Source organism: Shewanella gelidii, from assembly GCF_014647855.1.
Taxonomy (GTDB): domain Bacteria; phylum Pseudomonadota; class Gammaproteobacteria; order Enterobacterales; family Shewanellaceae; genus Shewanella; species Shewanella gelidii.
Genome location: NZ_BMPZ01000005.1, coordinates 1 through 24,969, shown reverse-complemented (window position 1 = coordinate 24,969; position 24,969 = coordinate 1). Strand labels below are relative to the sequence as shown.

22 protein-coding genes and 1 pseudogene are annotated in these 24,969 nt (G+C 44.1%); 11 read left to right on the top strand and 12 right to left on the bottom strand.

The annotated features are described in order from the left end of the window. Positions 1 to 22 precede the first annotated feature (22 nt). From IEY18_RS10670 to IEY18_RS10640, 7 genes are all read left to right on the top strand, one after another. A complete protein-coding gene (locus IEY18_RS10670; protein ID WP_188920632.1) occupies positions 23 to 739 on the top strand; it encodes an SIMPL domain-containing protein in 717 nt (238 codons plus the stop codon). A gap of 64 nt (positions 740 to 803) precedes the next feature. Then, positions 804 to 3,221: an EAL domain-containing protein gene (locus tag IEY18_RS10665; protein WP_188920630.1), complete on the top strand. Its 2,418-nt coding sequence runs from the start codon at positions 804 to 806 to the stop codon at positions 3,219 to 3,221. 493 nt (positions 3,222 to 3,714) lie between these two features. Beyond that, the gene (locus IEY18_RS10660) at positions 3,715 to 4,773 is read left to right on the top strand and encodes an efflux RND transporter periplasmic adaptor subunit (protein WP_188920628.1); all 1,059 of its coding nucleotides are present in this window, start codon (positions 3,715 to 3,717) and stop codon (positions 4,771 to 4,773) included. Positions 4,774 to 4,779: 6 nt separating this feature from the next. Next, entirely contained in the window at positions 4,780 to 8,007 is a 3,228-nt protein-coding gene (locus IEY18_RS10655; protein WP_188920626.1) for an efflux RND transporter permease subunit, read from the top strand. A gap of 11 nt (positions 8,008 to 8,018) precedes the next feature. After that, positions 8,019 to 8,228: a YgaP family membrane protein gene (locus tag IEY18_RS10650; protein WP_188920624.1), complete on the top strand. Its 210-nt coding sequence runs from the start codon at positions 8,019 to 8,021 to the stop codon at positions 8,226 to 8,228. A gap of 28 nt (positions 8,229 to 8,256) precedes the next feature. Beyond that, on the top strand, positions 8,257 to 8,658 hold the full coding sequence (locus IEY18_RS10645; RefSeq protein WP_229779824.1) for a rhodanese-like domain-containing protein: 402 nt from the start codon (positions 8,257 to 8,259) through the stop codon (positions 8,656 to 8,658). Between the two features lie 691 nt (positions 8,659 to 9,349). Then, complete coding sequence (locus IEY18_RS10640; RefSeq protein WP_188920622.1) at positions 9,350 to 11,788, top strand: S8 family serine peptidase; 2,439 nt, start codon at positions 9,350 to 9,352, stop codon at positions 11,786 to 11,788. A 102-nt stretch (positions 11,789 to 11,890) separates the two neighbouring features. Here the strand turns inward: IEY18_RS10640 and IEY18_RS10635 are convergent, their stop codons facing one another. The 4 genes from IEY18_RS10635 to IEY18_RS10620 form a co-directional block, all read right to left on the bottom strand. Continuing rightward, on the bottom strand, positions 11,891 to 12,448 hold the full coding sequence (locus tag IEY18_RS10635) for a YaeQ family protein (RefSeq protein ID WP_188920620.1): 558 nt from the start codon (positions 12,446 to 12,448) through the stop codon (positions 11,891 to 11,893). Positions 12,449 to 12,549: 101 nt separating this feature from the next. Next, entirely contained in the window at positions 12,550 to 13,461 is a 912-nt protein-coding gene (locus IEY18_RS10630) for a precorrin-2 dehydrogenase/sirohydrochlorin ferrochelatase family protein (RefSeq protein WP_188920618.1), read from the bottom strand. Between the two features lie 28 nt (positions 13,462 to 13,489). Continuing rightward, positions 13,490 to 13,849, bottom strand: coding sequence for a rhodanese-like domain-containing protein (locus IEY18_RS10625; RefSeq protein WP_188920616.1), 360 nt, complete (start codon positions 13,847 to 13,849; stop codon positions 13,490 to 13,492). 84 nt (positions 13,850 to 13,933) lie between these two features. Then, positions 13,934 to 14,251, bottom strand: coding sequence for a putative signal transducing protein (locus tag IEY18_RS10620; RefSeq protein WP_188920614.1), 318 nt, complete (start codon positions 14,249 to 14,251; stop codon positions 13,934 to 13,936). 435 nt (positions 14,252 to 14,686) lie between these two features. Between IEY18_RS10620 and IEY18_RS10615 the strand changes: the two genes are divergently transcribed. Continuing rightward, positions 14,687 to 15,853: a GGDEF domain-containing protein gene (locus IEY18_RS10615; protein WP_188920613.1), complete on the top strand. Its 1,167-nt coding sequence runs from the start codon at positions 14,687 to 14,689 to the stop codon at positions 15,851 to 15,853. A gap of 119 nt (positions 15,854 to 15,972) precedes the next feature. On the opposite strand, the gene secF is transcribed toward IEY18_RS10615, so the two are convergent. From secF to IEY18_RS10585, 6 genes are all read right to left on the bottom strand, one after another. Continuing rightward, complete coding sequence (gene secF / locus IEY18_RS10610) at positions 15,973 to 16,920, bottom strand: protein translocase subunit SecF (RefSeq protein WP_188920611.1); 948 nt, start codon at positions 16,918 to 16,920, stop codon at positions 15,973 to 15,975. A gap of 12 nt (positions 16,921 to 16,932) precedes the next feature. Continuing rightward, complete coding sequence (gene secD / locus IEY18_RS10605) at positions 16,933 to 18,783, bottom strand: protein translocase subunit SecD (RefSeq protein WP_188920609.1); 1,851 nt, start codon at positions 18,781 to 18,783, stop codon at positions 16,933 to 16,935. Positions 18,784 to 18,800: 17 nt separating this feature from the next. Then, positions 18,801 to 19,133: a preprotein translocase subunit YajC gene (gene yajC, locus IEY18_RS10600; RefSeq protein WP_188920607.1), complete on the bottom strand. Its 333-nt coding sequence runs from the start codon at positions 19,131 to 19,133 to the stop codon at positions 18,801 to 18,803. 26 nt (positions 19,134 to 19,159) lie between these two features. Next, positions 19,160 to 20,284, bottom strand: a complete 1,125-nt coding sequence (gene tgt / locus IEY18_RS10595; RefSeq protein ID WP_188920605.1) for a tRNA guanosine(34) transglycosylase Tgt — start codon at positions 20,282 to 20,284, stop codon at positions 19,160 to 19,162. Positions 20,285 to 20,457: 173 nt separating this feature from the next. Then, positions 20,458 to 21,495 carry a tRNA preQ1(34) S-adenosylmethionine ribosyltransferase-isomerase QueA gene (gene queA / locus IEY18_RS10590; RefSeq protein ID WP_188920603.1) on the bottom strand — a complete coding sequence of 346 codons (1,038 nt, stop codon included), beginning with the start codon at positions 21,493 to 21,495 and terminating at the stop codon, positions 20,458 to 20,460. A gap of 56 nt (positions 21,496 to 21,551) precedes the next feature. Next, entirely contained in the window at positions 21,552 to 21,722 is a 171-nt protein-coding gene (locus tag IEY18_RS10585) for a hypothetical protein (protein ID WP_188920953.1), read from the bottom strand. 171 nt (positions 21,723 to 21,893) lie between these two features. On the opposite strand from IEY18_RS10585, the gene IEY18_RS10580 reads away from it, so the two are divergent. From IEY18_RS10580 to IEY18_RS10570, 3 genes are all read left to right on the top strand, one after another. After that, positions 21,894 to 22,487, top strand: a complete 594-nt coding sequence (locus tag IEY18_RS10580) for an acyl carrier protein phosphodiesterase (RefSeq protein WP_188920601.1) — start codon at positions 21,894 to 21,896, stop codon at positions 22,485 to 22,487. Between the two features lie 91 nt (positions 22,488 to 22,578). Continuing rightward, positions 22,579 to 23,133 (top strand): protein disulfide oxidoreductase, encoded by a 555-nt coding sequence (locus tag IEY18_RS10575; protein WP_188920599.1) that lies wholly within the window; start codon positions 22,579 to 22,581, stop codon positions 23,131 to 23,133. A gap of 158 nt (positions 23,134 to 23,291) precedes the next feature. Then, positions 23,292 to 23,945: an RluA family pseudouridine synthase gene (locus tag IEY18_RS10570; RefSeq protein WP_188920597.1), complete on the top strand. Its 654-nt coding sequence runs from the start codon at positions 23,292 to 23,294 to the stop codon at positions 23,943 to 23,945. Between the two features lie 113 nt (positions 23,946 to 24,058). Here IEY18_RS10570 and IEY18_RS10565 read toward each other — a convergent pair whose 3' ends face one another. Both IEY18_RS10565 and IEY18_RS10560 read right to left on the bottom strand, forming a co-directional pair. Then, on the bottom strand, positions 24,059 to 24,499 hold the full coding sequence (locus IEY18_RS10565) for a hypothetical protein (protein ID WP_188920596.1): 441 nt from the start codon (positions 24,497 to 24,499) through the stop codon (positions 24,059 to 24,061). Positions 24,500 to 24,539: 40 nt separating this feature from the next. Beyond that, positions 24,540 to 24,969: pseudogene (locus IEY18_RS10560) on the bottom strand (hypothetical protein); the annotation flags it as partial.

The following is a 24,969-nucleotide window of genomic DNA, read 5'->3' as shown; positions in this document are numbered from 1 at the left end:
CATCTTTTTGCAGGGAAGATTTATGGATAAATCAAAAAGCATCGCAGCGCTTATTTTGGGTGGTTTAATCAGCTTTGGAATCATCACTTTTGGCGTGACGACAAGCAACGCCGTCATAGACATGAAAGCCCTAGAGCGAACGGTGACCGTGAAAGGCCTCGCTGAACGTGAAGTAAAAGCCAATATCGCCATCTGGCCAATTCAATTTATTCAAGTCGATAATGATTTAACGGCTCTCTACCAAACCGCACAAGAGAAAACCGAACGTGTGGTCGAGTTTTTGAATCATCAGGGGTTTCACCGAAGTGAGATCACACTGTCGCTCCCCTCAATCGAAGATAGACAAGCTCAAGGCTATGTAAACCCCAACGTACGCTTCCGCTACGCAGCGAAAGTCACAGTTAGTGTTTATACCGAGCAAGTAGATCTGCTGCTTGCCACTCGCACACGTATCATCGAACTTGCCAAAGACGGTATCGCCATTACGACTCAAAATTATGATGGCCGCACTGAATTTTTGTTTACCAAGCTCAACGAAATCAAACCGCAAATGGTACAACTCGCCACGCAAAATGGTCGCCAAGTCGCAGAGAAGTTCGCAAAAGATTCTGAATCCAAGTTAGGAAAAATTAAACGAGCGAGCCAAGGACAATTTAGTATCAATGACCGAGACAGCAATACCCCCCATATGAAGCGAGTTCGTGTTGTCTCAACCTTAACCTACTACTTGAAAGACTAATCCAAGTATATCGATTCAAAGATGCGTTTTCGTCCCAATCGTTGTGTTTGATGGTGGAGTAAATATGTACCCAAAGCAACTCAGCTCGAATACAACTGAGCTTTATCAAAATTTGTTCAATGAAGCCACGGTTCCGATGCTCATCATTTCGCCAGAAACGGGGCAAATTGTATCGGCTAATCGAGCCGCCGAAGCTTATTATGGATACAGCAAAGGTCTCACCCAATTCAATATCATGGCACTCAACCAGCTTTCACCACAAGAGATCAAACAAGAGATGTCTCGGGCCAAAAGCTGTAAACGAAACTACTTCATTTTTAAACACAAGCTCGCTAACGGTAATATTCGTGATGTCGAGGTATTTTCAAGTCCAATCCAAGTCCAAAATCAGCCATTGCTATTTAGTGTCATCCACGACATCACTGACAGAATTAAAGCTGAGCAAGAAATAAACCTATACGCACAAGTATTTACGGCATCAACAGACATGTTAGCCGTTATCGATGACAAGCATGCTTATCTTGCCGCCAACCAAAGCTACCTCAAATTGGTCAATAAAACCCACAAGCAGGTCATTGGCGCATTCACTCGAGATATTATTGGCGAACACGCCTATCACGACTATTTGCCGCACTATAAACGTGCGATGCAAGGTGAGGTTGTTGTATTTGAGCGACTTTTTTATGACGCGAATCGGAGTAAGCGCGATATCGAAGTGAGGTACTTCCCCTTTTACTCTCGCTCTGGCAAACAAGCCGGTGTCGTTGCTGTTCAGCGAGATATCACTGAAAGAAAATCGATAGAAGAAGAGTTGCGCTTATCTGCGACCGTATATCAGTCCACAGTTGAAGGCGTAATTATTTCAGACAATAAAAACAAAATTGTTGATGTTAACCAAGCATTTATCAATATGACCGGTTACCAAAAACAAAACCTAATTGGGCTGCCCACGTTATCACTATTTACCCGCCAAGCACCGGCTACATTCGACATTGATAGCGTACACCATACTCTGGAGCAAGATCTCTCTTGGCGAGGTGAGCTTGTAACTCAATGTAAAGATGGGTCGTTGCTTCCCATTTGGGCGACGATTAATGCGGTTACCACAGGAAACAATACGCCGGAAAGATATGTGAGCGTAATTCGCGATATGAGCTTCTACAAAAGAACATCAGAAAGACTGGAGTTTTTGGCTCATCACGATAACTTAACCCATCTACCCAACCGCCTATTGCTCAGTGCACGCCTAGAGCAAAGTTTAAACCGAGCCAAAAGAAGCCAAAGTCGACTGGCAGTTGCATTTATCGACCTCGACCGGTTCAAAAACATCAATGATAGCCTAGGTCACAGCGCGGGTGATGCACTACTTGTCGCTGTAGCCGGTCGATTGAAAGACTGCATTCGTGAAGAAGATACAATTGCAAGAGTCAGCGGTGATGAATTTGTGGCCATTTTGGAAAATACCACAAGCAGCCAAGACGTTGAAACCGCGACTCAACGCCTTTCTGCAGCATTTGCAACACCATTCTATATTGAAAAACATGCATTGTTTGTTACCGCTAGCATAGGAGTTAGCTTATATCCAAATGATGGCCAAACACCCTCACAATTAATCCATAATGCCGATACAGCCATGTACAAATCTAAGCAGCAAGGCCGCAATCAATCAGCATTATTTAGTGAGCTCAGCACACAAGACATCGAAGAACAAAACGTAATCGAAAATGCACTGAGAGGTGCATTAAATCGAAACGAATTCTCGCTTGTATTTCAACCCCAAATGGATCTAAATCACGCCACTTGCCTAGGTATTGAGGTCTTATTGAGATGGCGACACCCAGAGCTTGGACAAGTCTCGCCAGCAGTCTTTATCCCGCTCGCAGAGCAACTCGGTCTCATTTGGGATATCGGTAATTGGGTTCTACATCAGGCCTGCGAACAAGGGAAAGCATGGCATGATCTGGGCTTAGACTTTGGCAGAATCGCAGTGAATGTTGCGGGTATGCAGCTTCGTCATGGTCGATTTAATCAAATTGTCGAACAAGCAATCACTAAAACTGGATTCACGCCACATGCTTTAGAATTAGAAATCACAGAAGATTTTGTCATGAGTAAAGCCGACGAACATATAAAGCAGTTGGCACAATTACAAGCGATGGGAATTGAAATCGCAATCGATGACTTTGGTACGGGGTATTCCTCACTCAACTATCTAAAGAAATTACCGATCACTAAATTAAAAATCGATCGCTCATTTGTATTTGATTTAGTGCAGGACACTGATAGTCAAGTGATTATCGCTTCAATTATCGCACTTGCCAATGCGATGAATTTAAGCGTGATCGCTGAAGGTGTCGAAACCTTTGAGCAAGCCAAAATACTATCGCAAAATGGCTGTCATCAAGCTCAGGGCTATTTGTACAGTAAACCCATCACAGCGGCAGAAATGCAGCATTGGTTAAGCAAAGCCACGGTCATTTAAAAGTGTTACAAATAAATAATACACATCATGCTGATGAATCCGCGGCTCTATCAACGACACCGAAACAGAACCACTTAAAGCACTTTATGAGTGGCAATCGCTATCTGAGGGAAAGATGACTTTCAATCTTCCCTTTCGAAATAATGTCACTCTACGCTCAAGCGCATTGCTGCTGCACTCCCCCGCCATACTTTGATTTCTCACGCAGATCAACCCCATGAAAACTCATGGTCCCCCTCTTCAAACTCGGGCTCATTCACACCATCACCGGATTGCAGCTGCACTGCTTAGTCAAGCTCAATAAACAAAATTTAATTGTCAGCACCTATTGCGGGCAACAGAAAAAAGTGAATAAAAGCAACAAATTGCATGTTATTAAAATAAACATGCATCATCTCTTTATCACCTATAAATTAATTTTGTCTAATGAATGCTTGAATCCCTGATCACATTCCATTAGAATTTTCTTATTAAATAAGAAGTGAGTGTGAACATGCGCAGACGAACAGCATTACTGCTATGGCTATTTGGAATACAAGGCGCGACAGCTGAGGCCTCAACAGTTGAATCCATCCAACCAAAACCAAGCCAAATAGTAACGACAACCGTATCAAAGCAAGACTACGATTATCGAATCACATTAGACGCAAAACTAGAACCAGTGAAAGCCGCGACTGTTTCGGCACAAACCCATGGTCGCATTCTTAAACTGAACTACGACATCAATGATCGCGTCACTGAAGGCTCAGCACTGTTAGAAATCACCGCCACAGAACAAAGTGCACAAGTGGCGAATGCTTCTGCACAGCTTGCAAAAACTAATGCAGTCAACCGTCAAGCCCAACTGCAACTACAACGATATCAAGAACTCTTCCCTCAAGGAGCAATTTCACAAGGCGCGATGGATGACGCCATCGCCAATGCAAAATCCAGCGAACAGGCTGTTAAAGCAGCGCAGGCACAACTCGTACACGCACAAGCTTCTGAAAATTATACCATTGTTACCGCACCTTTCTCGGGTATCGTCACAAAGCGCCATGTAGAAGTTGGTGAAACCGTAAATTCTGGTCAAGCACTCATGAGTGGCTATGCAACGAACCAACTCCGCGCGGTTACCCATGTCCCTCAAAAACATATCCAGGCTCTAAAAGAGCATCCCTCTATGTTGTTGGAGTTAGCCAATGGCGAACAACTCTCAACAAGGGATATCACTATCTTTGAATTTGCAGATCCACACACACTTAGCTACCAAGTAAGAATAAAAATACCAGCAAACCAATCAGGGGTTTCACCAGGACAGTGGGCAAAAGCAAGCTTTATTCATGGGCGTTACCAATCCATATATATTCCAAAGTCTGCGTTGGTATACGCCAATGAAGTCAGTGGTGTTTATCTACAGCTCAATGGAAAATTTGTCCTCAGTCAAATTCGCATTGGTCGGCATCTAAACGATCAAGTTGAAGTCTTATCAGGCCTCGTTGACGGCGATGTGATCGCCTCAAACGCTTATGACGCTTTATTGCATCCTCAATACGCTGACACCAAAGAGTAACTGCAAATGAGCCAGGACAATCATTCAAGCCAAGATTCTGCAGCCAAACTCGGCATATCGGGAAAAATCGCTCAGAAATTCCAAAGTAATGCGCTCACCCCTTTGCTCGCCATTCTTGGTCTGCTACTCGGGTTATTCGCGGTTTTAGTTACACCAAAAGAAGAAGAGCCCCAAATTGATGTCACCTTCGCCGATGTTTTTATTCCTTACCCTGGTGCCACTCCCGCCGAAATAGAAAGTTTAGTGACTTTTCCTGCTGAACAGGTTATTTCTGAAATCAAAGGAATAGATACCCTCTACTCCTTTTCTCAACCCGGTGGTGCCCTCATTATTGCCATTTTTGATGTAGGTGTTCCCCGCAATGAAGCCATAGTAAAACTCTATAATCAGCTATATTCCAATATGGACCGTTTACCTTCAGGGGCTGGTGTGGGTCAACCTTTGATCAAACCACGTGGTATTGATGACGTTCCAATTGTGAGCCTTACTCTATGGTCTAAAAATCCAGCAATTTCCGCAGAGCAATTGACCCATGTAGCCCATGGTTTAGAAACTGAAATTAAGCGTATTCCTGGTACAAAAGAGATCTATACGCTCGGCAAACATGAACTTGTGCTCAATGTTCGGATGAATCCAGAAAAAATGAATTTCTATGGGGTCACCTTCGACGCGATATCGAGCGTGCTCCATAATCACAACCATGTTTCACCAGAGATCTCTTTAGTACAGAATAATCAAGAAATTAAGGTACAGGCAGGTCAGTTCTTACAAACCCTCGATGATGTAAAACAACTCGTCGTAGCCATCAAACAAAGCGACTCAGGACATAGTGTTCCTGTGTTCCTCGAAGACATTGCGGAAATCAGCTTAAAGTCTGATATTCCATCAGAAGGCGTTTGGCACAGTAACAAAGAAAATATATATCCAGCAGTCACCATAGCGATTGGCAAACAAGCGGGAGAAAATGCCGTTAATGTCGCTGATGATGTCATCACTCGATTAGAGCAAATTGACAATGTGTTGATTCCTAAAGATATCGAAGTCACGATATCCAGAAACTATGGAAAAACAGCAGCTGACAAGTCCAACACTCTCATTTTTAAACTCATATTTGCGACTGCCGCGGTGGTTTTACTCGTTTTATTGACTATGGGTGCACGAGAAGCTGTGGTTGTAGGCATTGCTATCATCATTACATTGGCAATTACTTTATTCGCATCTTGGGCGTGGGGGTTTACCCTAAATCGCGTCTCTTTATTTGCGCTCATATTCTCAATCGGAATTTTGGTTGACGATGCAATTGTGGTTGTTGAGAACATTCACCGACATATGGTTCTGGGCAAACGTAAACTTTCTGAACTGATACCTATCGCGGTTGATGAAGTGGGTGGGCCGACCATACTCGCAACCTTTACCGTCATTGCAGCCTTGTTGCCCATGGCATTTGTTTCAGGCTTGATGGGACCATATATGAGTCCCATTCCGATTAACGCAAGCATGGGAATGCTCATTTCTTTAGTTATCGCATTTGTCATTACGCCTTGGTTAAGCCAGCGCTTATTGAAAGCGCATCCTGAACCAACCGCTGAAAAGCGGGCCCCAACTGGCAACCCGATGAACCGTATCTTTCAAACGCTCATCAGCCCATTTTTAATCGGGCAACATGCGCGCAAAGCTCGAGCCATGCTCACTATTGGCATTGTCGCCTGTATCGGTATTGCCGTAGCGTTACCGGCTTTGCAATTGGTCGTACTCAAAATGCTGCCTTTTGACAATAAATCCGAACTACAAATCATCGTAGATATGCCAGAAGGAACACCCGTTGAGCAAACACAGAAAGTACTAAAAGAGTTGTCTCTATCTCTACATCAAGTAGATGAGGTCGATAATTTACAGCTTTATGCTGGCACAAGTGCACCCATGAATTTTAACGGCCTCGTCCGCCACTACTTTTTACGTAACTCAGCGGAGCTCGGTGATATTCAAGTTAACTTAGTCAATAAATCTGAGCGTGAGCGAGATAGCCATCAAATCGCTTTAGCAATTCGCCCCCAATTACAAGAAATTGGTTTGCGCCACCACGCAAATGTCAAAGTGATTGAAGTACCGCCGGGGCCACCAGTTTGGTCACCTATTTTGGCTGAAGTCTATGGCCCAACCCATGAGATCAGACAACAAGCAGCAAATGCACTCCAAGAGACATTTAGGCAAACAGCTGATTTAATTGATATTGATATCTACCTTCCCTTTGAGCAAGAAAAATGGGTCGTGAAAATTGATCGAAGTCGAGCAAGTATCGAAGGGATAGCTTATGAAAGTATCGTCAATTTAATTGCAACTTCTATCGGCGGTAAGGATGTTAGCTACTTGCACATTCAACAGCAAAAAGAACCTGTACCGATACGCCTATCGCTTGTTGAAGCTGCAAAAATGGATTTTGAGCAAGTCCTGAACCTTAAACTGCTAAACCGCTCAGGATATGCAATCGCCATCACTGAGCTTGTGCAAATCAGCAGAGGCACGATAGATGCACCAATCATTCATAAGAACATGATCCCGATGGTCATGGTTGTCGCAGACATGGCTGGGAAGCTCGATAGCCCACTATACGGTATGTTCAATATGGTTGGAGATATACGCGACAAATTGAAATTCAACCAATATTACATCGAACAGCCCACAGGCCTGAACGAAGTTGCAGTGCTTTGGGATGGTGAATGGAAAATAACTTATGAAACTTTTCGTGATATGGGCATTGCTTATGCTGTCGGCATGATCGCGATTTACCTGCTCGTCGTCGCTCAGTTTCGCTCTTACATTGTGCCACTGATCATCATGGCGCCAATTCCTCTCACGGTTATTGGGGTCATGCCTGGGCATGCATTATTAGGCGCTCAATTTACTGCCACCTCAATGATTGGCATGATCGCACTTGCCGGCATTATTGTGCGAAACTCCATCTTGTTAGTCGACTTTATTAACCAGCAAACCCAAGCCGGCATGCCATTTGAGCAAGCGGTAATAAACTCAGGTGCTGTCAGAGCGAAGCCAATTATGTTGACCGCTTTTGCGGCGATGATAGGCGCCCTATTTATCCTTGATGATCCCATATTTAACGGGCTCGCTATTAGCCTGATTTTTGGCATATTCATCTCGACCATACTCACCCTTGTCGTCATTCCTGTTCTGTATTACGCAGTCATGAAAAAACAATTTACCCCATCTCATTCATAAGGAGATTTATTATGTCAACTGAACGCGCAACCATGGCATTTGCAGGTTTTATGATAATGCTGTCGCTTATACTTACCGTATACGTCCACCCTAACTTCATTTGGTTCACTGCATTTGTTGGAGCCAATTTATTTCAGAGTTCATTTACAGGATTCTGTCCAGCATCTATGATAATGCGGAAGTTAGGAATGAAAACAGAAGCCGAGCTTGCGCAAAGTTAGGTATGTTTTAAATCATTAAGGAGTCAACGTGTTATCTAGATTTTCGGGGATCCAAAATCAATTGATCAAATTTGGCCTGCTACTTTGTGTACTTGTTGCGACAAATGTTCAAGCAACAACAGGCAAAGACGCTAATGTTGCGTGGGCAAAGATTGAAGCAGGTGCAGTATTAATTGATGTAAGAACGCCAGCTGAATTCGCGCGGGGTCATATTGAAAATGCTATTAACATCCCATTTGAACAAATCTTACAAGGCGTAAGCCATTATAAGATTGATAAAAAGACTCCGATAGTGGTGTATTGCCGTAGCGGTCGCCGTAGCGGTATTGCAAATCAAGACTTACTGAATGCTGGTTTTGAACAATCGTATAATGGCGGTGGGTTTGTACCACTTATCCAGCATAAACAGCAAAGAACAGCGACCAACTAGTCGTGCGTAGCAGAACGATGAGCCACTCTTAGAGTGGCTTTTTTTATGCGCAGTCCTCTCCCAAAGCAAACCGAACTCAAACGATGTGTAAGCATCACTGAGCACTATTTTTGCTGCCAGCTTATACTCTCCACGCTCCCTGTTTCGCTTCCTTACTGATATTCCTCAACGTTCTGAACTGACCTCACTTTATCTGATGCCGCCAAATTCTTGGCAAGTGTCATGAAATGAACAACTCGATTTATAAAACTGAATAAAAACTGCATAGCGTACCGTAACTCAGTCATAAAAAGGCATAAGGGAATAACTTATAACCAGAAGGAATAAAAAGTTAACATTGACGCCGGGGCACAAAAAAGCACATCTAAACAAATACTTAATCAAGCATAAAGATAAAATAATTTTAATCAAGGGAGATCGGCTGACGCATAAATACGCAAGATGTTCACCTAAAAAATCACACAGATAGAGTTTGAGTAGAAATATAACATCAATTAATGAATAAATAGTCGAATTAAGACTGGTGAATATATCAACACTTTACCGCACGACCGACAATTAACATTTCATTTACAAAACAAAAACACACCTCTAACTTCGATAGGCCTGTTCAGAGAATATTGGTTCCTCTGAATGCCGCCATTGCAAAAATTAGAAAGTTTCTATTTAAATGACAACACGGAAGATAAGTATGAGTTTATTCAATAAAACAGCAAAGGTTTTAAGCCTTTCAAGTGTCGCACTTGCTGTCTCTGCAAGTGTACATGCCGCACCGAATCTAGCACCAGAACTAAGAAGCGGTCAATTCCAATCACAACAATCCCCACTACCTAAGCGCTACATCGTCAAATTTAGAAATAACCCGAATCTAGCCACAGCATCCCAGTCTGAAGTGCAATCTGATAGCTCCGTTAACTATATCCCACAAACGGTTGAAGTTTATGGCCATCACCGTGCGCTTAATAGTGTAAAAGCGAGAGAAATGAAGCGAATTGGCCGGAGCAACAGTTATACAACAAAGCTTGATTCGAAAGGCATTCGAGACCTACGTCTCAGAGCAGATGTCGAGTATGTTGAAGAGGATGTACCACGGCGTCTCCTTTCTGAAACAACACCTTGGGGACAAAGCTACGTCGGTGCTACGTCACTGAGTGACAGCCTCACTGGAAACCGGACCATATGCATTATTGATTCTGGTTATGACCGCAGCCACAACGACCTCAGTGGCAATAATGTCACTGGCACCAACAATTCTGGCACAGGAAACTGGTTCGATCCTGGCAATAATAATGCCCATGGTACACATGTCGCAGGAACGATAGCTGCGATCAATAACACCGAAGGCGTTGTGGGTGTGATGCCAAATCAAAATGCTAATATCCATATTATTAAAGTATTTAATGAAAGTGGTTGGGGTTACTCTTCTTCGCTCGTTTCCGCAATTGACACCTGTGTTTCCAATGGTTCAAACGTCGTCAGTATGAGCCTAGGCGGCTCAAGCTCTAGCACAACAGAACGCAATGCGCTGAATGCCCATGCCAATAACGGAGTGCTGCTTATTGCCGCTGCGGGTAACGATGGCAACTCAACTCATAGCTACCCTGCCTCCTATGATGCTGTCATGTCTGTTGCCGCTGTCGATAGCAACAAAGATCATGCTGCATTTTCTCAGTTCACTGACCAAGTTGAAATTTCAGGACCAGGCGAGGCAGTTCTTTCTACGGTTACAGTCGGTGAAGGCCGTCTCGCAGACATTAATGTGGGTGGGGTTTCATATTTTGCAAATGGCGTTGTTCCACACAATCGCTACGTCAAACCTGGCACTGATTTTATTCATGGTCCAATCAATGGCAGTGAAACGGCAACACTCGCCGAATGTTCGGTCAATGGCAGCAGCTTCAATTGCGGTAACATGAGCAACCAGATTTGTTTGGTAGAACGTGTCGGTAATCAGGGTTCTAGTTATCCAGAGATCGACGCAGTCAAAGCTTGCTCTGACGCGGGTGCACGAGCAGCCATTGTATTTAGTAATACTGCGCTGCCAGGACTACAAAACCCCTTCCTTGTTGATGGTCCAAGTGACGCTCCAATCGTATCTGTCTCTGTCGATAGAGCGACAGGGCTAGCGCTTCGTGCTCAGGTGGGCAACACTGCCACCGTCAGCAATACGAGCAATGAAGACTATGAATATTATAATGGAACTTCGATGGCAACCCCTCACGTGTCTGGCGTGGCAACTTTGGTTTGGAGCTACCATACAGAGTGTAGTGCCTCTCAAGTTCGTACGGCACTCACTGCAACTGCTGAAGATTTAGATGCAGCAGGACGTGACAACAAGACTGGATTTGGACTCGTCAATGCTGTCGCCGCGAAAGCATACTTAGATGCATCATGTGATGGCCCAACCGATCCGGGTTCAGGTGGGGGTTCTGGAGATGGAGCGCTTGAAAATGGCATCGCTAAAACTAACCTTTCGGGAGCGAAAGGAGATGAACTCTTCTTTACCTTAGAGGTTCCTGCTGGCGCTACCGATCTTAATTTTGCAATGAGTGGTGGTTCTGGAGATGCTGATCTCTACGTTCAGTATGGTGCAGCGCCAACAACCAGTAGCTATGACTGCCGCCCGTGGAAAAACGGAAATACCGAATCCTGCCCAGTCAGCAACCCACAAGCAGGTACCTACCATGTCATGATCCAAGGCTACAGTGACTTTAGTGGCACGAGTCTCGCGGCAAGCTTTACTGAGCCAAGTGGTGGCAACACCGGTGGAGGCGATACTGGTGGTGCAGCGACTTATCGCAATGACAATAACTACTCCATTCCAGATAACCGCTCTTCTGGTGTAAGTAGCCCAATTGACGTCACAAGAACAGGAGACTCAGGCTCAGTAACGGTTAAAGTCGATATTAGCCATACGTATATTGGTGACTTACAGGTCGAGTTGCACTCACCGGCAGGTCAAGTGGCTGTACTTCATGACAACAGTGGTGGCAGTGCCAACGATATTGTGAAAACCTATACCGTTGATATGAGTGGAACTGAGTCCGCTGGCACTTGGAAATTGAAAGCCGTTGATAGCGCACGTCGTGATACCGGTCGCATCGAATCATGGGAGTTAACCTTTAAATAAAGATAAGTATCACGCCCAAACAGGAACAGCGTTTGGTTGATCTTGTAAAAACAAGACAGGGAGCTATCAGCTCCCTGTCTTGTTTAAAAAATGATGCATTTGCTAACCGTTATTTATGACAGCATATTTCAAGACTTCTGGTTCAATCATCACATTATGTTCTGCATTAGATAACCACACTTGACCATCACTTATTGAGCATTGGATCTCCATATTGCGGCTCACCAATTGCGCCATCTCTTTGACTGAATCCTCGGCGATATTCCAAACGGTCAAGTTTTGATACCGTTCAAGCGAAGACTCGTTCTGCTGCCACCAAATCGGTACGCTACGCCCGCCATAAGCGTACAGTTGAACTTGTTTGGATCTGCCAGCGGCTTTGCGAAGCCATTTCTCATCAGACTGACCGAACTCAATCCAGAGGTTAATCTCACCACTGAGGCTTTTATCCCAAAGCTCAGGTTCTTCGTCAACACAAAGACCTTTGCTAAATGCCAATGTATCGCTTGCGTTCATTGCAAAAGCTAATAACCGCACCATCATGCGTTCATCGGTTTCAGATGGATGCTGGGCAACGGTTAATTGGTGATCTTGGTAATAGTGCCGATCGGTATCGGCAATGTTTAATTGAATTTTAAATACAGTTGCTTTCAAAGCCATGATATAGATTACTTATTCTGATGAAGTGATTGATTTACGCGTACAAATGCAGTTCTGTATTTAGCCAAAACCTGCGCGTATTGAAAGTGAGGTTGAAAGCGCTATAGCGCTCCTGCTTGGATATGTTTTGCCGCTGGAATAGCGGCTTTCAATTGGGTGATTTGTTGTGGCGCCCCATAAATTAACAAACGACTCCCATGGGTGTATGCCTCTATCAGATGGCTCGGAGACATCATGGGCGCGCGCGAGGCGTCTCGTCGGATCAATTCGAGCAGTGCGGGCGGCAGTTCATCATCACACAGCACTTTGTCAATACGTTGGAGTAACGGCATCGCACCAATTGGGAGAAGCTCTAAATCTGTATCTTGACTCAAAAGCAGAATATCGCCTTTGCTTGAGCCTCCAACTAATGCTTGCTCAAAGTGCTCTGCTGTTTCTTCATCAAAACGATCACGGTTCAGCTGAAAAAAACGTTCCCATACTAAGCGACGCTCTTTTCCTGTTGCGACCGACGATTGCACGTGTAAACGTTTCTCGGCAACAAAATCAAATAGAGGGCGCAGAGATTGTGGCAGCCAAGCTTCTAGACGTGCACGAATATCTCGGGCATATACTGGTGCGCTGCCTGCGGTACTTATTGCGATGACCAGTTTGCCTCTATCAACGATGGAGGGCGTGATAAAACGACAGTAGCGTGGGTCATCAACGACATTCGCCCATACCCCTTTACCTTTTGCCACTTCTGCCAGTTGACGGTTCAGCTCTGCATTGGCTGTCGCCAGGTACACCAATGCTTGATCTTTTATATCAGATTCGAGCACTGGTCGAGGCGTTAGCGTAATTCGGCCTTGCTCGGCGTATGCTAAAACCTCGTCAGAAACATTGGGCGCGATCACTTCAATATTGGCTTTAGTGCGCGCCAACAAATCAAGTTTTCTAGCTGCGACCTCTCCCGCCCCAACAATCAAAACGTTGAGAGATTGTGTGTCCACAAAGAGAGGAAAATACTGCATGAATAAACGCCCTTACTTCGATTGAATATTAATCTTGTACCACTGGCAGCTGGTTTTGCACCCAACTTTTATAACCACCAATCAAGGAGGCGACATTGGTATAACCCATTTTCTGCAAACTTAAAGCAGAAAGTGCTGAACGGTAACCGCCACCACAATAAAGTAACAGAGCCGTTTCTTTATCTGGGAATCTGGCTTCAATATCTCGCTCAATAATGCCGCGCCCCATATGTTTTGCTTCTGGAAGATGATCTTTTAGCCACTCATGATCTTCTCGTACGTCAATCAATTGCCATCGATCATCAGCTTGATACTGCTCAATGGTAACTTCCGAAATATGGGGAATCACTTCTTCAACTAAGGCTAGGAAGGCTGGGTTATGTTTCACTCGAATACTCCTTGCAATACACATGAACGATTATTGATTTTCAGTGTAATTAACGAAATCGACACATGCAACGCAAACCTATGATTAGTTATGAGTTTCGCTACGTTCAGCACTACATTGCCAGCATAAATCAAAACTTCCCTCATTGATTTCGTGACATTGAACACACTTCCACTTTGCAGACTGAACATCGAGCAAGGCCAGTTGACTATTGGCTTCGGCTAATTGTGGCTCTGGAACCCATAGTTCGACATTTTGCATATCGGCAGGCAGTTCGCCAACGCCACCCAATAACGCTTCACCACGCAACTCCACATCAAGGCCAAAAGATTCCAACAACCCTTTCCATGTGTGGGCTTGTAACAAGTTGCCACCAACTACAAAGCATTTGCGCTGTTCCATGTTCGTTCCTACCACTAATTCATTCACACACTATCTATTCTCTAGGATTAGATAACCCAACTGCATCAAGTCGGAAACACACTAAAAATGTGAAGCAACTCTCAATAAGCAATCACATGCTAACGCCAAACGACTTACGTTGTCGAATACTGTTTCTTTACAATTCAGTTGCCTCACCTTGTCCTCAACTCTCGAACCGTTCACGGCGGTTAAAATAGCTATGATTTACTTCACACCGCCAATCAAACCTAGCTCCATCGATGCAAGATTATCGACGCCATAAATTGACATCGCTTTCGAGGTATTTGTCTATCAAGTGCCTCCCACGCATATAGACCTACACTGGTATTGAATAAAACTTATGTTGTTACAATGAATTACTGCCGAGCTTCACATATACTAAAACAAGTAGCCACCGAGAGGTCATTAGATTGCATGCATCCATTACTGAGTAAATGCCAAAGCGTCGTTGATCGCCTCATTGAAAAAAGCAATTGCAAAACCACCCATGATGCGTTGCGCCTCAATCATTACGTATGGCTCGCACTCATTTCGATTCCGCTCAGTATTATTTTTATTATTAAAAACTTTTTTGCCGGAAACTACAGTATTGCCGCTGTCGTCGTCATGTTGATGGGCAGCATGATTGCGAGTTTATTTTTCATCACCAAAGTGAAACGGCCATCAATGGTCTATCATGCCACCAACTGTTTGTTTCTCGTGATGCTGGTTCTCGTATCAATCTGGGGGGACAAAAGTGAAGGACAAATTCTTTGGAGCTACATGTATCCGGTACTGAGTATTTTTTTATTTGGTAATCGTCTCGGGGTGCAATGGAGCGTCCTTTTACTGGTGGCGCTTCTTGTCAGTTTAGTCATGAATGGCAATATAGACTTGGCGCAGTCCATCGAGTTCGAAATTCGATTTAGTATTATTTACCTCACAATTTTAAGTGTTACGTCATGGCTGGAATACTATCGAAATCGATATACCGACGAGGCCATTCGTCAAAGAAAAACCTTAGAAAAAGAAAGAGAGAATTTAGAGCAAGAAATAGATCGACGTATTCAACTTGAAACAAAGCTCAAACGCCTCGCCAACCATGATAGTTTAACTGAGCTGTATAATCGTCGGCACTTTTTATCCCGTGCAACAGAAGAAATTCATCGCGCACAGCGACATGATTTACCAGCAACAATGGCGCTCATCGATATCGATAAGTTTAAAGAAGTCAACGATACCTATGGCCACCCCATCGGCGATGCCGTACTAAAAAGTTTTGCCAAACTCTGTAAACAGTCTTTGCGACAAACCGATATTGCAGGACGAATTGGCGGTGAAGAATTTGCCATTTTGCTGTTACATGCACCGGCTGAGCATGCCAGACTCGCGATGGATAGATTTCGCCAGCAAGTGAGTGAGTACCCATTCCAATTTGAGGGCTTGCAGCTCAACATAACCATTAGCATCGGCCTTTCCGCAATCGATGACAATACGGTGAATGTCGACCAGCTATATGCTGCAGCCGACAGTGCGCTATATCGGGCAAAGGATACTGGAAGAAACCGAGTCGAAATTGGGCGTGGCCCAATCCAAAAATAATTGAGCCTCTAGCTTAAACTATAAAACTCGCCTCAAATAGAGTTCAACCAGAGCTATTGCCTCATTTCTACGGGTATAAAAAAACCACCTAACGGTGGTTTTTTGAGTATCGATGTTTTCTACGGCGTCATCGACGGTTGATCTGCGCCTTCTTTCTCAATTTCAACCGGTAACATATGCTCTCGATTAATTCCGAGTTTAATGGCTAAGAAACTTGCCACGTAGATAGAAGAGAAAGTACCGACAAAAATACCCATCAGCAACGCTGTTGCGAAACCATGGATCATACTGCCGCCTTTTAAAAATAACGCAATAACCACAACCAAAGTGGTTGCTGTGGTAATGACGGTACGACTCATAGTTTGTGTAATCGACGTGTTAACTACATCCTCTGAGCTGCCTTTGCGCATCTTTAAGAAGTTCTCTCGAATGCGGTCAAATACAACAATGGTATCGTTCAATGAATAACCAACCACGGTCAACAGCCCCGCAAGCACGGTTAAATCAAACTCAAGCTGTAATACCGAGAAAATACCTAAAGTCACAATGACATCGTGTGCTAAAGCAGCAACAGAACCTAACGCGAGGCGCCATTCAAAGCGGAACGAGACATAGATGAGAATACAAATCAACGCCACTAATACCGCTAAACCACCTTGCTCAGACAACTCTTTACCGACTTGTGGGCCAACAAACTCAACTCGCTTTTGAATGACATTGCTATCAATCGCTTTCGCGGTTTTAATAACGGCTTCCACTTGATCATCACTTTTCAGTTCAGCCTTGACTGGCAATCGAACCAGAATATCACGGCTTGAACCAAAGTTTTGCACCACAGCACCTTCAGCAGCTGGTGCAGTCAATTTTGTGCGAAAGCCATTGAGGTCGACAGGGTCAGTAAATTCAAGCTCTACAACAGTACCACCGGTAAAGTCTAAACCCCAGTTGATCCCATTGAACACCAATGAACCCAGAGAGCCCGCAACTAAAACCATAGACACAAAACTAATCGCAACCGCGTGGCGTAAGAAGTTGACCGTGCCTTTAAAATTTAAAATCTGCAACATGACAACTTTCCCTTAGATTGATAGTTTCTTCATACGCTTACCACCCCATAAACCATTGACAATGGCTCGCGTTCCCACGATGGCAGTAAACATAGATGTAGCGATACCAATCATTAACGTAACAGCGAAACCTTTCACTGCACCTGTACCGACAGCGAACAGGATTAATGCAGTCATAAAGGTGGTAATGTTGGCATCAGCAATGGTTGAGAATGCATTACCATAGCCTTCATGAATCGCTTGCTGAATACTTCGGCCTGCACGTAACTCTTCCCGGATCCGCTCATAAATCAACACATTACCATCAACAGCCATACCGACAGTCAACACCATGCCCGCAATGCCAGGCAGTGTTAGAACCGCTCCAGGGATCATTGACATCACACCCACGACCATAATCAAGTTGGCGCTCAGGGCAAGGTTAGCAATCACACCAAAACCACGGTAATAAAACATCATAAAGAGGAGAACAACAGCCATCCCCCAAATCATTGCTTGTAGGCCGTTTTCGATGTTTTCTTTACCGAGGCTTGGACCAATGGTGCGTTCTTCAACAATGTAAACAGGCGCAATCAATGCACCCGCACGAAGTAACAAAGCAAGGCTTTGTGCTTCAGCATGGTCAAGACCATTGATGACAAAGTTACGACCAAGGCGCGCTTGAATCGTTGCCACGGAAATGACTTCTTCAATCTTCTTCAGCTTTACTTTGCCCTCAGCGTCTCTTTCACCACTATCTTTATATTCGATAAATAAGGTTGCCATCGGCTTCCCAATATTATCTTTAGTGACGTTTGAGAAAATGTTACCGCCTTTGGCATCAAGGTTAATGCTCACCTGAGGACGGCTGTATTCATCAAAGCTAGGCTGCGCACCTGTGATATGGTCACCGGTAAGCATAACCGCACTTTTGAGAACAACAGGCCCGCCTTCACGGCGCTGATATAGCTTTGAACCCGCAGGTACGCGACCATTCACTGCAGATGCAACATCTGCTTTCTGATCGACCATGTGGAATTCAATCGAAGCTGTCGCACTTAAGATTTTCTTCGCGCGTGTCGTATCCTGTACGCCAGGTAACTCGACGATAATTCGTTCAGCACCTTGGCGTTGAACCACAGGTTCAGCAACACCCAACTCATTGACACGGTTACGAATGGTCGTAATGTTTTGTTGCAGCGCTTCTTCTTTCACTTGCTTTAAGTACGCTTCACTCATAGTTGCTACAAGCAAATAGCGTGGACCGTCAGACCTATCGGTAAGCACCATATCGTTGCTGCGACGCTTTAAGAAGTTTTCTGCTTTAGCAAGGGTTTCAGCATTGCGGAACTTAATTTCAATGCCAGTAGCACCTCGGCGAATTCCAGCGTAACGGATCTTTTCTTCACGTAATTGTGAGCGATAATCCGCGACTTTAGCTTCTTCCATCTTACGAATGGCTTCACCCATGTCCACTTCCATCAAAAAGTGAACCCCACCACGCAAATCAAGACCGAGCTTCATCGGTGATCCACCCACAGACTCAAGCCATTCAGGTGTTGCAGGCGCTAGGTTTAACGCTACGGTATATTTATCACCGAGTGATTCAGCAATCACTTCTTTCGCGAGGAGCTGTTGATCAGCATCCTGTACTCGAACAAGCAACTGGCCATTTTCAAACTCAGAACGTTTGATGCTAATGCCCTTTTCGGCCAAAAGCTCATTCACTCGAGACTGAGTAGACACAGTGACTTCCGCACCTCGGTTTGCAACCACCTGAACAGCGTGATCTTCACCAAAAAGGTTAGGAATAGCGTAGAATGAACCGATGGCGATAATAATTATCACCATCAAGTTCTTCCACATAGGATATTTATTTAGCACGCGCTAGCCCTCTTGGCTTATAACGACTGGATAGAGCCTTTTGGCAGAACGGCTGTAATGAAGTCCTTTTTCACAGTCACTTGCGTGCTGTCATTTAAGCTCAATAGAACATAATCACTGTCTTCTGATACTTTCGCGATTTTACCTAGCAAGCCACCATTCATTAACACTTCATCACCTTTGCTCAACGAAGCCATTAGCTCCTTTTGCTCTTTGGCGCGTTTAGCTTGCGGACGGAAAATCATGAAATAGAAAATCACCCCGAATACAGCAAGCATGAAAATCAATTCCATAGTACCACCACCTTGTGGAGCACCCGCAGCGTTAGCATAAGCATTTGAAATAAACATAGTTCTCTCTTCTTATTAGTGATTAGTTAGTCTTTAAGCTCAGGGACTTCACGTCCTAAACTGGTATAAAATTCTTTTACAAAGTCGTCTAATGTACCTGTCTGAATAGCGCCACGCAAACCTTCCATCAAACTCTGGTAATAGCGCAGATTGTGGATTGTATTCAAGCGTGCGCCCAAGATCTCATTACAACGATCAAGGTGATATAAATACGCTCTTGAGTAGTTTTTACAGGTATAACAATCACACTTTGAATCCAACGGGGATGTATCTTCGCGATGACGCGCATTGCGAATTTTGATGACGCCTTCACTCGTGAATAAGTGACCGTTACGCGCATTACGCGTTGGCATCACGCAGTCGAACATATCAACGCCACGACGCACGCCTTCCACTAAATCTTCGGGTTTACCCACCCCCATAAGGTAACGGGGTTTGTCTTCCGGAATTTGCGGACATACATGCTCAAGAATGCGGTGCATATCTTCTTTGGGCTCACCAACCGCTAAACCACCAACGGCGTAGCCATCAAAGCCAATTTCGGTCAAACCTTTTACGCTTTCATCACGTAAATCTTCATAGACACCACCTTGAATAATGCCAAATAAAGAGTTTGGATTTTCAAGACGGTCAAACTCATCACGAGAACGCTGAGCCCAACGCAAAGACATTTGCATCGATTTTCGGGCTTCATCATGGGTCGCTGGATATGGTGTACATTCATCAAAAATCATCACCACGTCCGACCCTAATGAATCTTGGATTTGCATCGACTTTTCAGGGTCTAGGAAAATCTTTTCACCATTAATTGGCGAGCGGAAGTGAACCCCCTCTTCGGTGATTTTCCGAATATCACCCAAACTAAAGACCTGAAAACCGCCTGAGTCAGTCAAAATAGGACGCTGCCAATTCATAAAGTCATGAAGATCACCATGTTTGCGCATGATCTCTTCACCTGGACGTAGCCAGAGATGGAAAGTATTGCCGAGAAGAATGTCTGCACCGGTTTCACGCACTTCTTCTGGCGTCATTCCTTTTACAGTGCCGTATGTACCGACGGGCATAAAGGCTGGCGTTTCAACAGTGCCTCTTTCAAAAATAAGTCGCCCACGGCGTGCGCGTCCATCTGTCGTATCTAATTCAAATTTCATATTTTACCTCGCCAGAGAAACAGTCTGACGTCATTTAAAGGAAAGTTCATTCCTCGGATTACCTATAGAGATGAGGACAAAAACCTTTGCTTCAACCCCAAAAACTAAATTTGCCGTGTTTTAAGTGGGCGTAGCTCACAAAAACACGGCATATTTTAATACAAACTCAAAACTCAATTCTGTTTTCGAGTCACAAACATTGCATCGCCGTAGCTAAAGAAACGATATTTGTGTTCGATGGCATGCTGATATGCAGACATCACCGGCTCATAACCCGCAAAAGCACTGATTAACATAATGAGTGTGGACTCAGGCAAATGGAAGTTCGTCAATATGGCATCAACGACCTGAAACTCATAACCAGGATAGATAAAAATATCCGTATCTCCGCGGAATGCTTTGAGTTTACCATTGTTCGCACGGGCTGCACTTTCTAGTGAACGCACAGAGGTCGTTCCCACAGCAATCACCCGATTGCCGTTAGATTGCGTTTGAGCAACCAAATCCGCGACTTCTTCAGAGACCTCGGCCCATTCTGAATGCATTTTATGCTCTAGAACATTGTCGACACGAACAGGCTGAAATGTTCCCGCACCAACATGTAAGGTGACGAAAGCAATTTGGACACCTTTTGCTTTTAAACGGGCAATCATGTCGTCATCAAAATGTAAGCCTGCTGTCGGTGCAGCAACCGCACCAGGCGTTTGATTATAAACCGTCTGATAGCGCTCTTTATCGGTTTCTTCATCTGGCCGGTCAATGTACGGCGGCAGCGGCATATGACCAACTTCTTCGAGCACTTCTAAGATGGTTTTGTCGTGATTCAACGCAAGCTCGAACAAAGCATCATGACGCGCGACCATTTTCATCTCATAGCCACCATCAAGAATTATTAGGCTATTTTGCTTAGGGGATTTAGAGCAGCGAACATGAGCAAGGATACGTTTATCATCAAGCATGCGTTCAACAAGTACTTCCAGCTTACCGCCGGTTTCTTTTTGGCCAAATAGCCGCGCAGGAATAACTCGAGTGTTATTGAAAACCATGAGATCGCCAGGTTGCACTTGCTCCAAAATATCCGTAAACATTTTGTCAGCAAGATTTCCATCTTGACCTGAAAGCGTCAGCAGCTTTGAAGCGGTTCTTTGTTTAGTTGGATAGCGGGCAATAAGCTCATCTGGAAGGTCGAAAGAAAAATCAGCAACGCGCATGGTTGGTCTCGGCTTAGTTTATAACCGCGCTAGTCTATGGCCACAGCTAATGAAGATCAAGAATCCTGAGCATCTTCCTTCACATTAGATACATTTTTGGTCAGCTTGCCGACATTCATATCTTCAACGCGATACTGATGCTGCTCATAGGGAATGTCGATTTGGACTTTTTTACGCTGCTGTACCGGTTTTTTGCCGATTTTGTTCAGTAACCAATTCCACATCATCCGTGATCCCTTCACCTAATAAATTGTATCGCCAAAAATCAGAATATTTGCAGTGTGTAATCTCCAACACGACAAATCATTGGCCCAGAGAATTACCGCCAGCCGGGAAAGGCTTCCTTCAATTCGGCGCACATGATACCGTAAACGCTGAACTCTAACCAAGTACCCTCTATGAACTTCCTTGCACATTTGCACCTAGCTGACATCAGCAGTACCTCATTAGCAGCCAACTTAAGTGGCGATTTTGCCAAAGGAAATATCGAGCGATTTCCTAAACATTTACAGCAAGGCATTTGGCTGCATCGCCAAATTGATCAGCTAACCGACACCCATGAAATCACGAAAGAGTTAATAGCTAAATTTCCGAAAGCTTATACTCGTGTGGCGCCAATTCTGATGGATTTAGCATTTGATCATATACTGGCACAATACTGGGAAGAATATCATCACCTAAGCTTGGAAGCCTTTTGCAGCAAGGCTTATCTAGAGTTGAAACAAACTCCTGATTTACCGGAAAAACTTAAATCCGTCTTGCCAAATATGGAAAAAAACAACTGGCTTTTAAATTATCGTCATGAAGAGGGCCTCAATAAAGCCATTTTTGGCGTCGGTCAACGCCTTTCAAATCCTGAATTATTTAATGGTGCTGAAGACGTTGTGAAACAGCTCAATATAGAAATTGAAATTGCATTTAGAACATTTTATCCACAACTTATGGCCTATAGCCGAATATGGATCCGCAAAACACCCGCAGCATATTTGTAAAATTAAGTTGAATAAAAATCATGATAAACACGTTCTTATAACGATAAGAGTTTATAAGAAATAGTGAGCCATGAATAAAAAAGCATCGAATATGACAAAGATACATCCAAAGCCTGAAGATGACGCGACCCTGATAAAAGAAAAGCAAGCAGGCTTCACTTCTAAATATTTTTGGTACGCCAGAGCAAAAGAACTGCTTATTCTCACTGTAGTTTTTTCAGCATTTTCAGCCTACCTGCAACGAGATATGATTGACGGCAAAGCCCCTCAGTTATCTGCAACTGGTATTCTAGGTGAGACACTTAATTTAATCGATACAGAACAACCCACTCTCGTGTACTTTTGGGGCTCTTGGTGTGGTTACTGTAAGGTCACTTCTCCGATGGTTCATGCCGTCGCACAGGATTATCGGGTGATATCTCTAGCTGTTGAGTCCGGCAGTAACGCTGAAATTAAGCAATATATGCTGCAGCATGACATTGACTTCCCCACGATCAATGACACTCAGCGTATCCACAAAAAATGGGGCGTTCGTGCATTTCCATCGATTTACATTATTGATAAAGCCGGTGATATAAAATTTGTCACCACGGGTCTCAGCTCAAGCTGGGGGTTGAAGCTCAGGATGTGGTTGACGGAATTCTAGCCTCGGACTATCGGCTCCAATGCTAAACCTCCCAAAACATTGATGTGTATGGCCGTGAGGTGAACTTGAATCCATCCAAGCCGACGGATCAGACAAACTCGAATTCAATTTCTTGATTCGTTTTGATAGTATTGCTCGCCGCTGCGAAGGAGCAATACATGCAAATATTTGAATACAATCCACCGAATTTACCTTGGCTAGATATACGCTATCAAGACCGAGATATCATTGTCATCAACAAGCCTTCCGGATTGCTTTCAAACCCTGGTATCGCAGCCCATACATTTGATTGTGCTTTAACCCGATTACAACAAATCGAACCCAAAACAATATTGGTACACCGCCTCGATTGCGCTACATCAGGAATCATGGTGTTTGCAAAAAACAAGAAAGCCGAATCTCACATTAAAACGCAATTTCAAAACAGACTCAGCAAAAAAGTCTATATCGCAGAAGTTATGGGAAAAATAACACAGGAACAAGGGTGTATAAATTTTGCCATTGCAGCCAATAAAGATAAACCACCACTACAAAAAGTTTGCGAATCTGGCAAAGAGGCAATTACGGCCTATAAAGTTCTCGAATATCGAGAGTTCTCGACGCTGGTAGAACTCAAACCTACGACAGGACGAACCCATCAACTACGCGTACATCTGCAAGCGTTAGGCCACCCAATTCTGGGAGATGATTTCTACGGCAATAAAGCTTGCGAAGAAGCCGCAAGCCGGCTTCATTTACACGCACAATCACTAGAAATCATTCACCCTTATACACAAAAGGTGATCAAATTCATTAGCGACTGTTCGTTTTAATGGCTCAAGCGATTCAGATGTTATATTTCATTTAGCTGACGTATCAATGGCAATAAGCAAGATACAGGTTAAACTCACATCATAGTCTTTTTGTTGTACTTAAAATAACCGACCTACATTATCAATTGATTTCGTTGTCGCCATGTTGTCTCGGAGCTTTGCATAAGTTCTCGTTCGAACGAAATAGCGTCCTTAGCTTCCATGCTACTTTTGTGATTTTGAGCTGCATGAGGAGCCGCTAGACTTTGATGGCGCATACTCCGCACAAAACCCAAAGTAGGACGACGTTTTGAATCAGGAACAGCATTATCACCCTCAACAAATGACACGACAGGTCGACTTTTCTTACCGGCCTCGTTCATATCCAGTGAATCAGAAATTATCACAGAACTTAGACCTTTTTGCTGATTCACGGTCTGTTGCAAAGATTCAACTTTACTTTGAAGCGCACTGTTTTCTCTTTTATATGCCATCAGATCAATATCCAAACCGACATAAGCTGCAAACAATACCAACAACAAAACGGATGGCACAACACTAACTAATTTATGCATTCTATCGTTCCTATATGGGCAGTAAGGCATCACACAAAAACTAAAGTTGTGGTTGTCCCCACACTTCCACACCATTCGCTCGCAACGTGTCAACCTGACTCGTATCTGCCAGCGGAATATACTCGATGTTTAAACTCTGCAGCGCCGTCAGACCAAACAGCGGTGTTAAGTCATTCACCTGGGTATAGTTCAGGCCTAAATAATACAAATTCGTCAGATTCGACAGCGCACTAATATCCACCAAGCCTGCGTTGTCTGAAAGCTCAAGATGCTGAACCGGACTGAGACCCGCGAGCGAGTTTGCATTGTCCAGCCCATCATGACGAGTAATCTGTAATTGGTTAAGCTGCGTGAAGTTTGCCAGCGTGCTAAAGTCCGTCACTTGCGTGGACTCAAATGCCAGGTAATACAGCTTATCACTCAAACCACTCAGCAGACTCACATCCGAGAACCCTTCCCCAATCACTCGA

Excerpts from the sequence above, each read along its gene's own strand:
- IEY18_RS10650 (WP_188920624.1), top strand. The coding sequence starts at position 8,019 with ATGTCAACTGAACGCGCAACCATGGCATTTGCAGGTTTTATGATAATG.
- yajC (WP_188920607.1), bottom strand. The coding sequence starts at position 19,133 with ATGTTTATTTCAAATGCTTATGCTAACGCTGCGGGTGCTCCACAAGGT.
- IEY18_RS10660 (WP_188920628.1), top strand. The coding sequence starts at position 3,715 with ATGCGCAGACGAACAGCATTACTGCTATGGCTATTTGGAATACAAGGC.
- IEY18_RS10575 (WP_188920599.1), top strand. The coding sequence starts at position 22,579 with ATGACAAAGATACATCCAAAGCCTGAAGATGACGCGACCCTGATAAAA.
- IEY18_RS10635 (WP_188920620.1), bottom strand. The coding sequence starts at position 12,448 with ATGGCTTTGAAAGCAACTGTATTTAAAATTCAATTAAACATTGCCGAT.
- IEY18_RS10570 (WP_188920597.1), top strand. The coding sequence starts at position 23,292 with ATGCAAATATTTGAATACAATCCACCGAATTTACCTTGGCTAGATATA.
- IEY18_RS10585 (WP_188920953.1), bottom strand. The coding sequence starts at position 21,722 with ATGATGTGGAATTGGTTACTGAACAAAATCGGCAAAAAACCGGTACAG.
- secF (WP_188920611.1), bottom strand. The coding sequence starts at position 16,920 with ATGTTGCAGATTTTAAATTTTAAAGGCACGGTCAACTTCTTACGCCAC.
- IEY18_RS10565 (WP_188920596.1), bottom strand. The coding sequence starts at position 24,499 with ATGCATAAATTAGTTAGTGTTGTGCCATCCGTTTTGTTGTTGGTATTG.
- IEY18_RS10655 (WP_188920626.1), top strand. The coding sequence starts at position 4,780 with ATGAGCCAGGACAATCATTCAAGCCAAGATTCTGCAGCCAAACTCGGC.
- tgt (WP_188920605.1), bottom strand. The coding sequence starts at position 20,284 with ATGAAATTTGAATTAGATACGACAGATGGACGCGCACGCCGTGGGCGA.
- IEY18_RS10580 (WP_188920601.1), top strand. The coding sequence starts at position 21,894 with ATGAACTTCCTTGCACATTTGCACCTAGCTGACATCAGCAGTACCTCA.
- IEY18_RS10630 (WP_188920618.1), bottom strand. The coding sequence starts at position 13,461 with ATGCAGTATTTTCCTCTCTTTGTGGACACACAATCTCTCAACGTTTTG.
- IEY18_RS10665 (WP_188920630.1), top strand. The coding sequence starts at position 804 with ATGTACCCAAAGCAACTCAGCTCGAATACAACTGAGCTTTATCAAAAT.
- IEY18_RS10640 (WP_188920622.1), top strand. The coding sequence starts at position 9,350 with ATGAGTTTATTCAATAAAACAGCAAAGGTTTTAAGCCTTTCAAGTGTC.
- IEY18_RS10620 (WP_188920614.1), bottom strand. The coding sequence starts at position 14,251 with ATGGAACAGCGCAAATGCTTTGTAGTTGGTGGCAACTTGTTACAAGCC.
- IEY18_RS10615 (WP_188920613.1), top strand. The coding sequence starts at position 14,687 with ATGCATCCATTACTGAGTAAATGCCAAAGCGTCGTTGATCGCCTCATT.
- queA (WP_188920603.1), bottom strand. The coding sequence starts at position 21,495 with ATGCGCGTTGCTGATTTTTCTTTCGACCTTCCAGATGAGCTTATTGCC.
- IEY18_RS10670 (WP_188920632.1), top strand. The coding sequence starts at position 23 with ATGGATAAATCAAAAAGCATCGCAGCGCTTATTTTGGGTGGTTTAATC.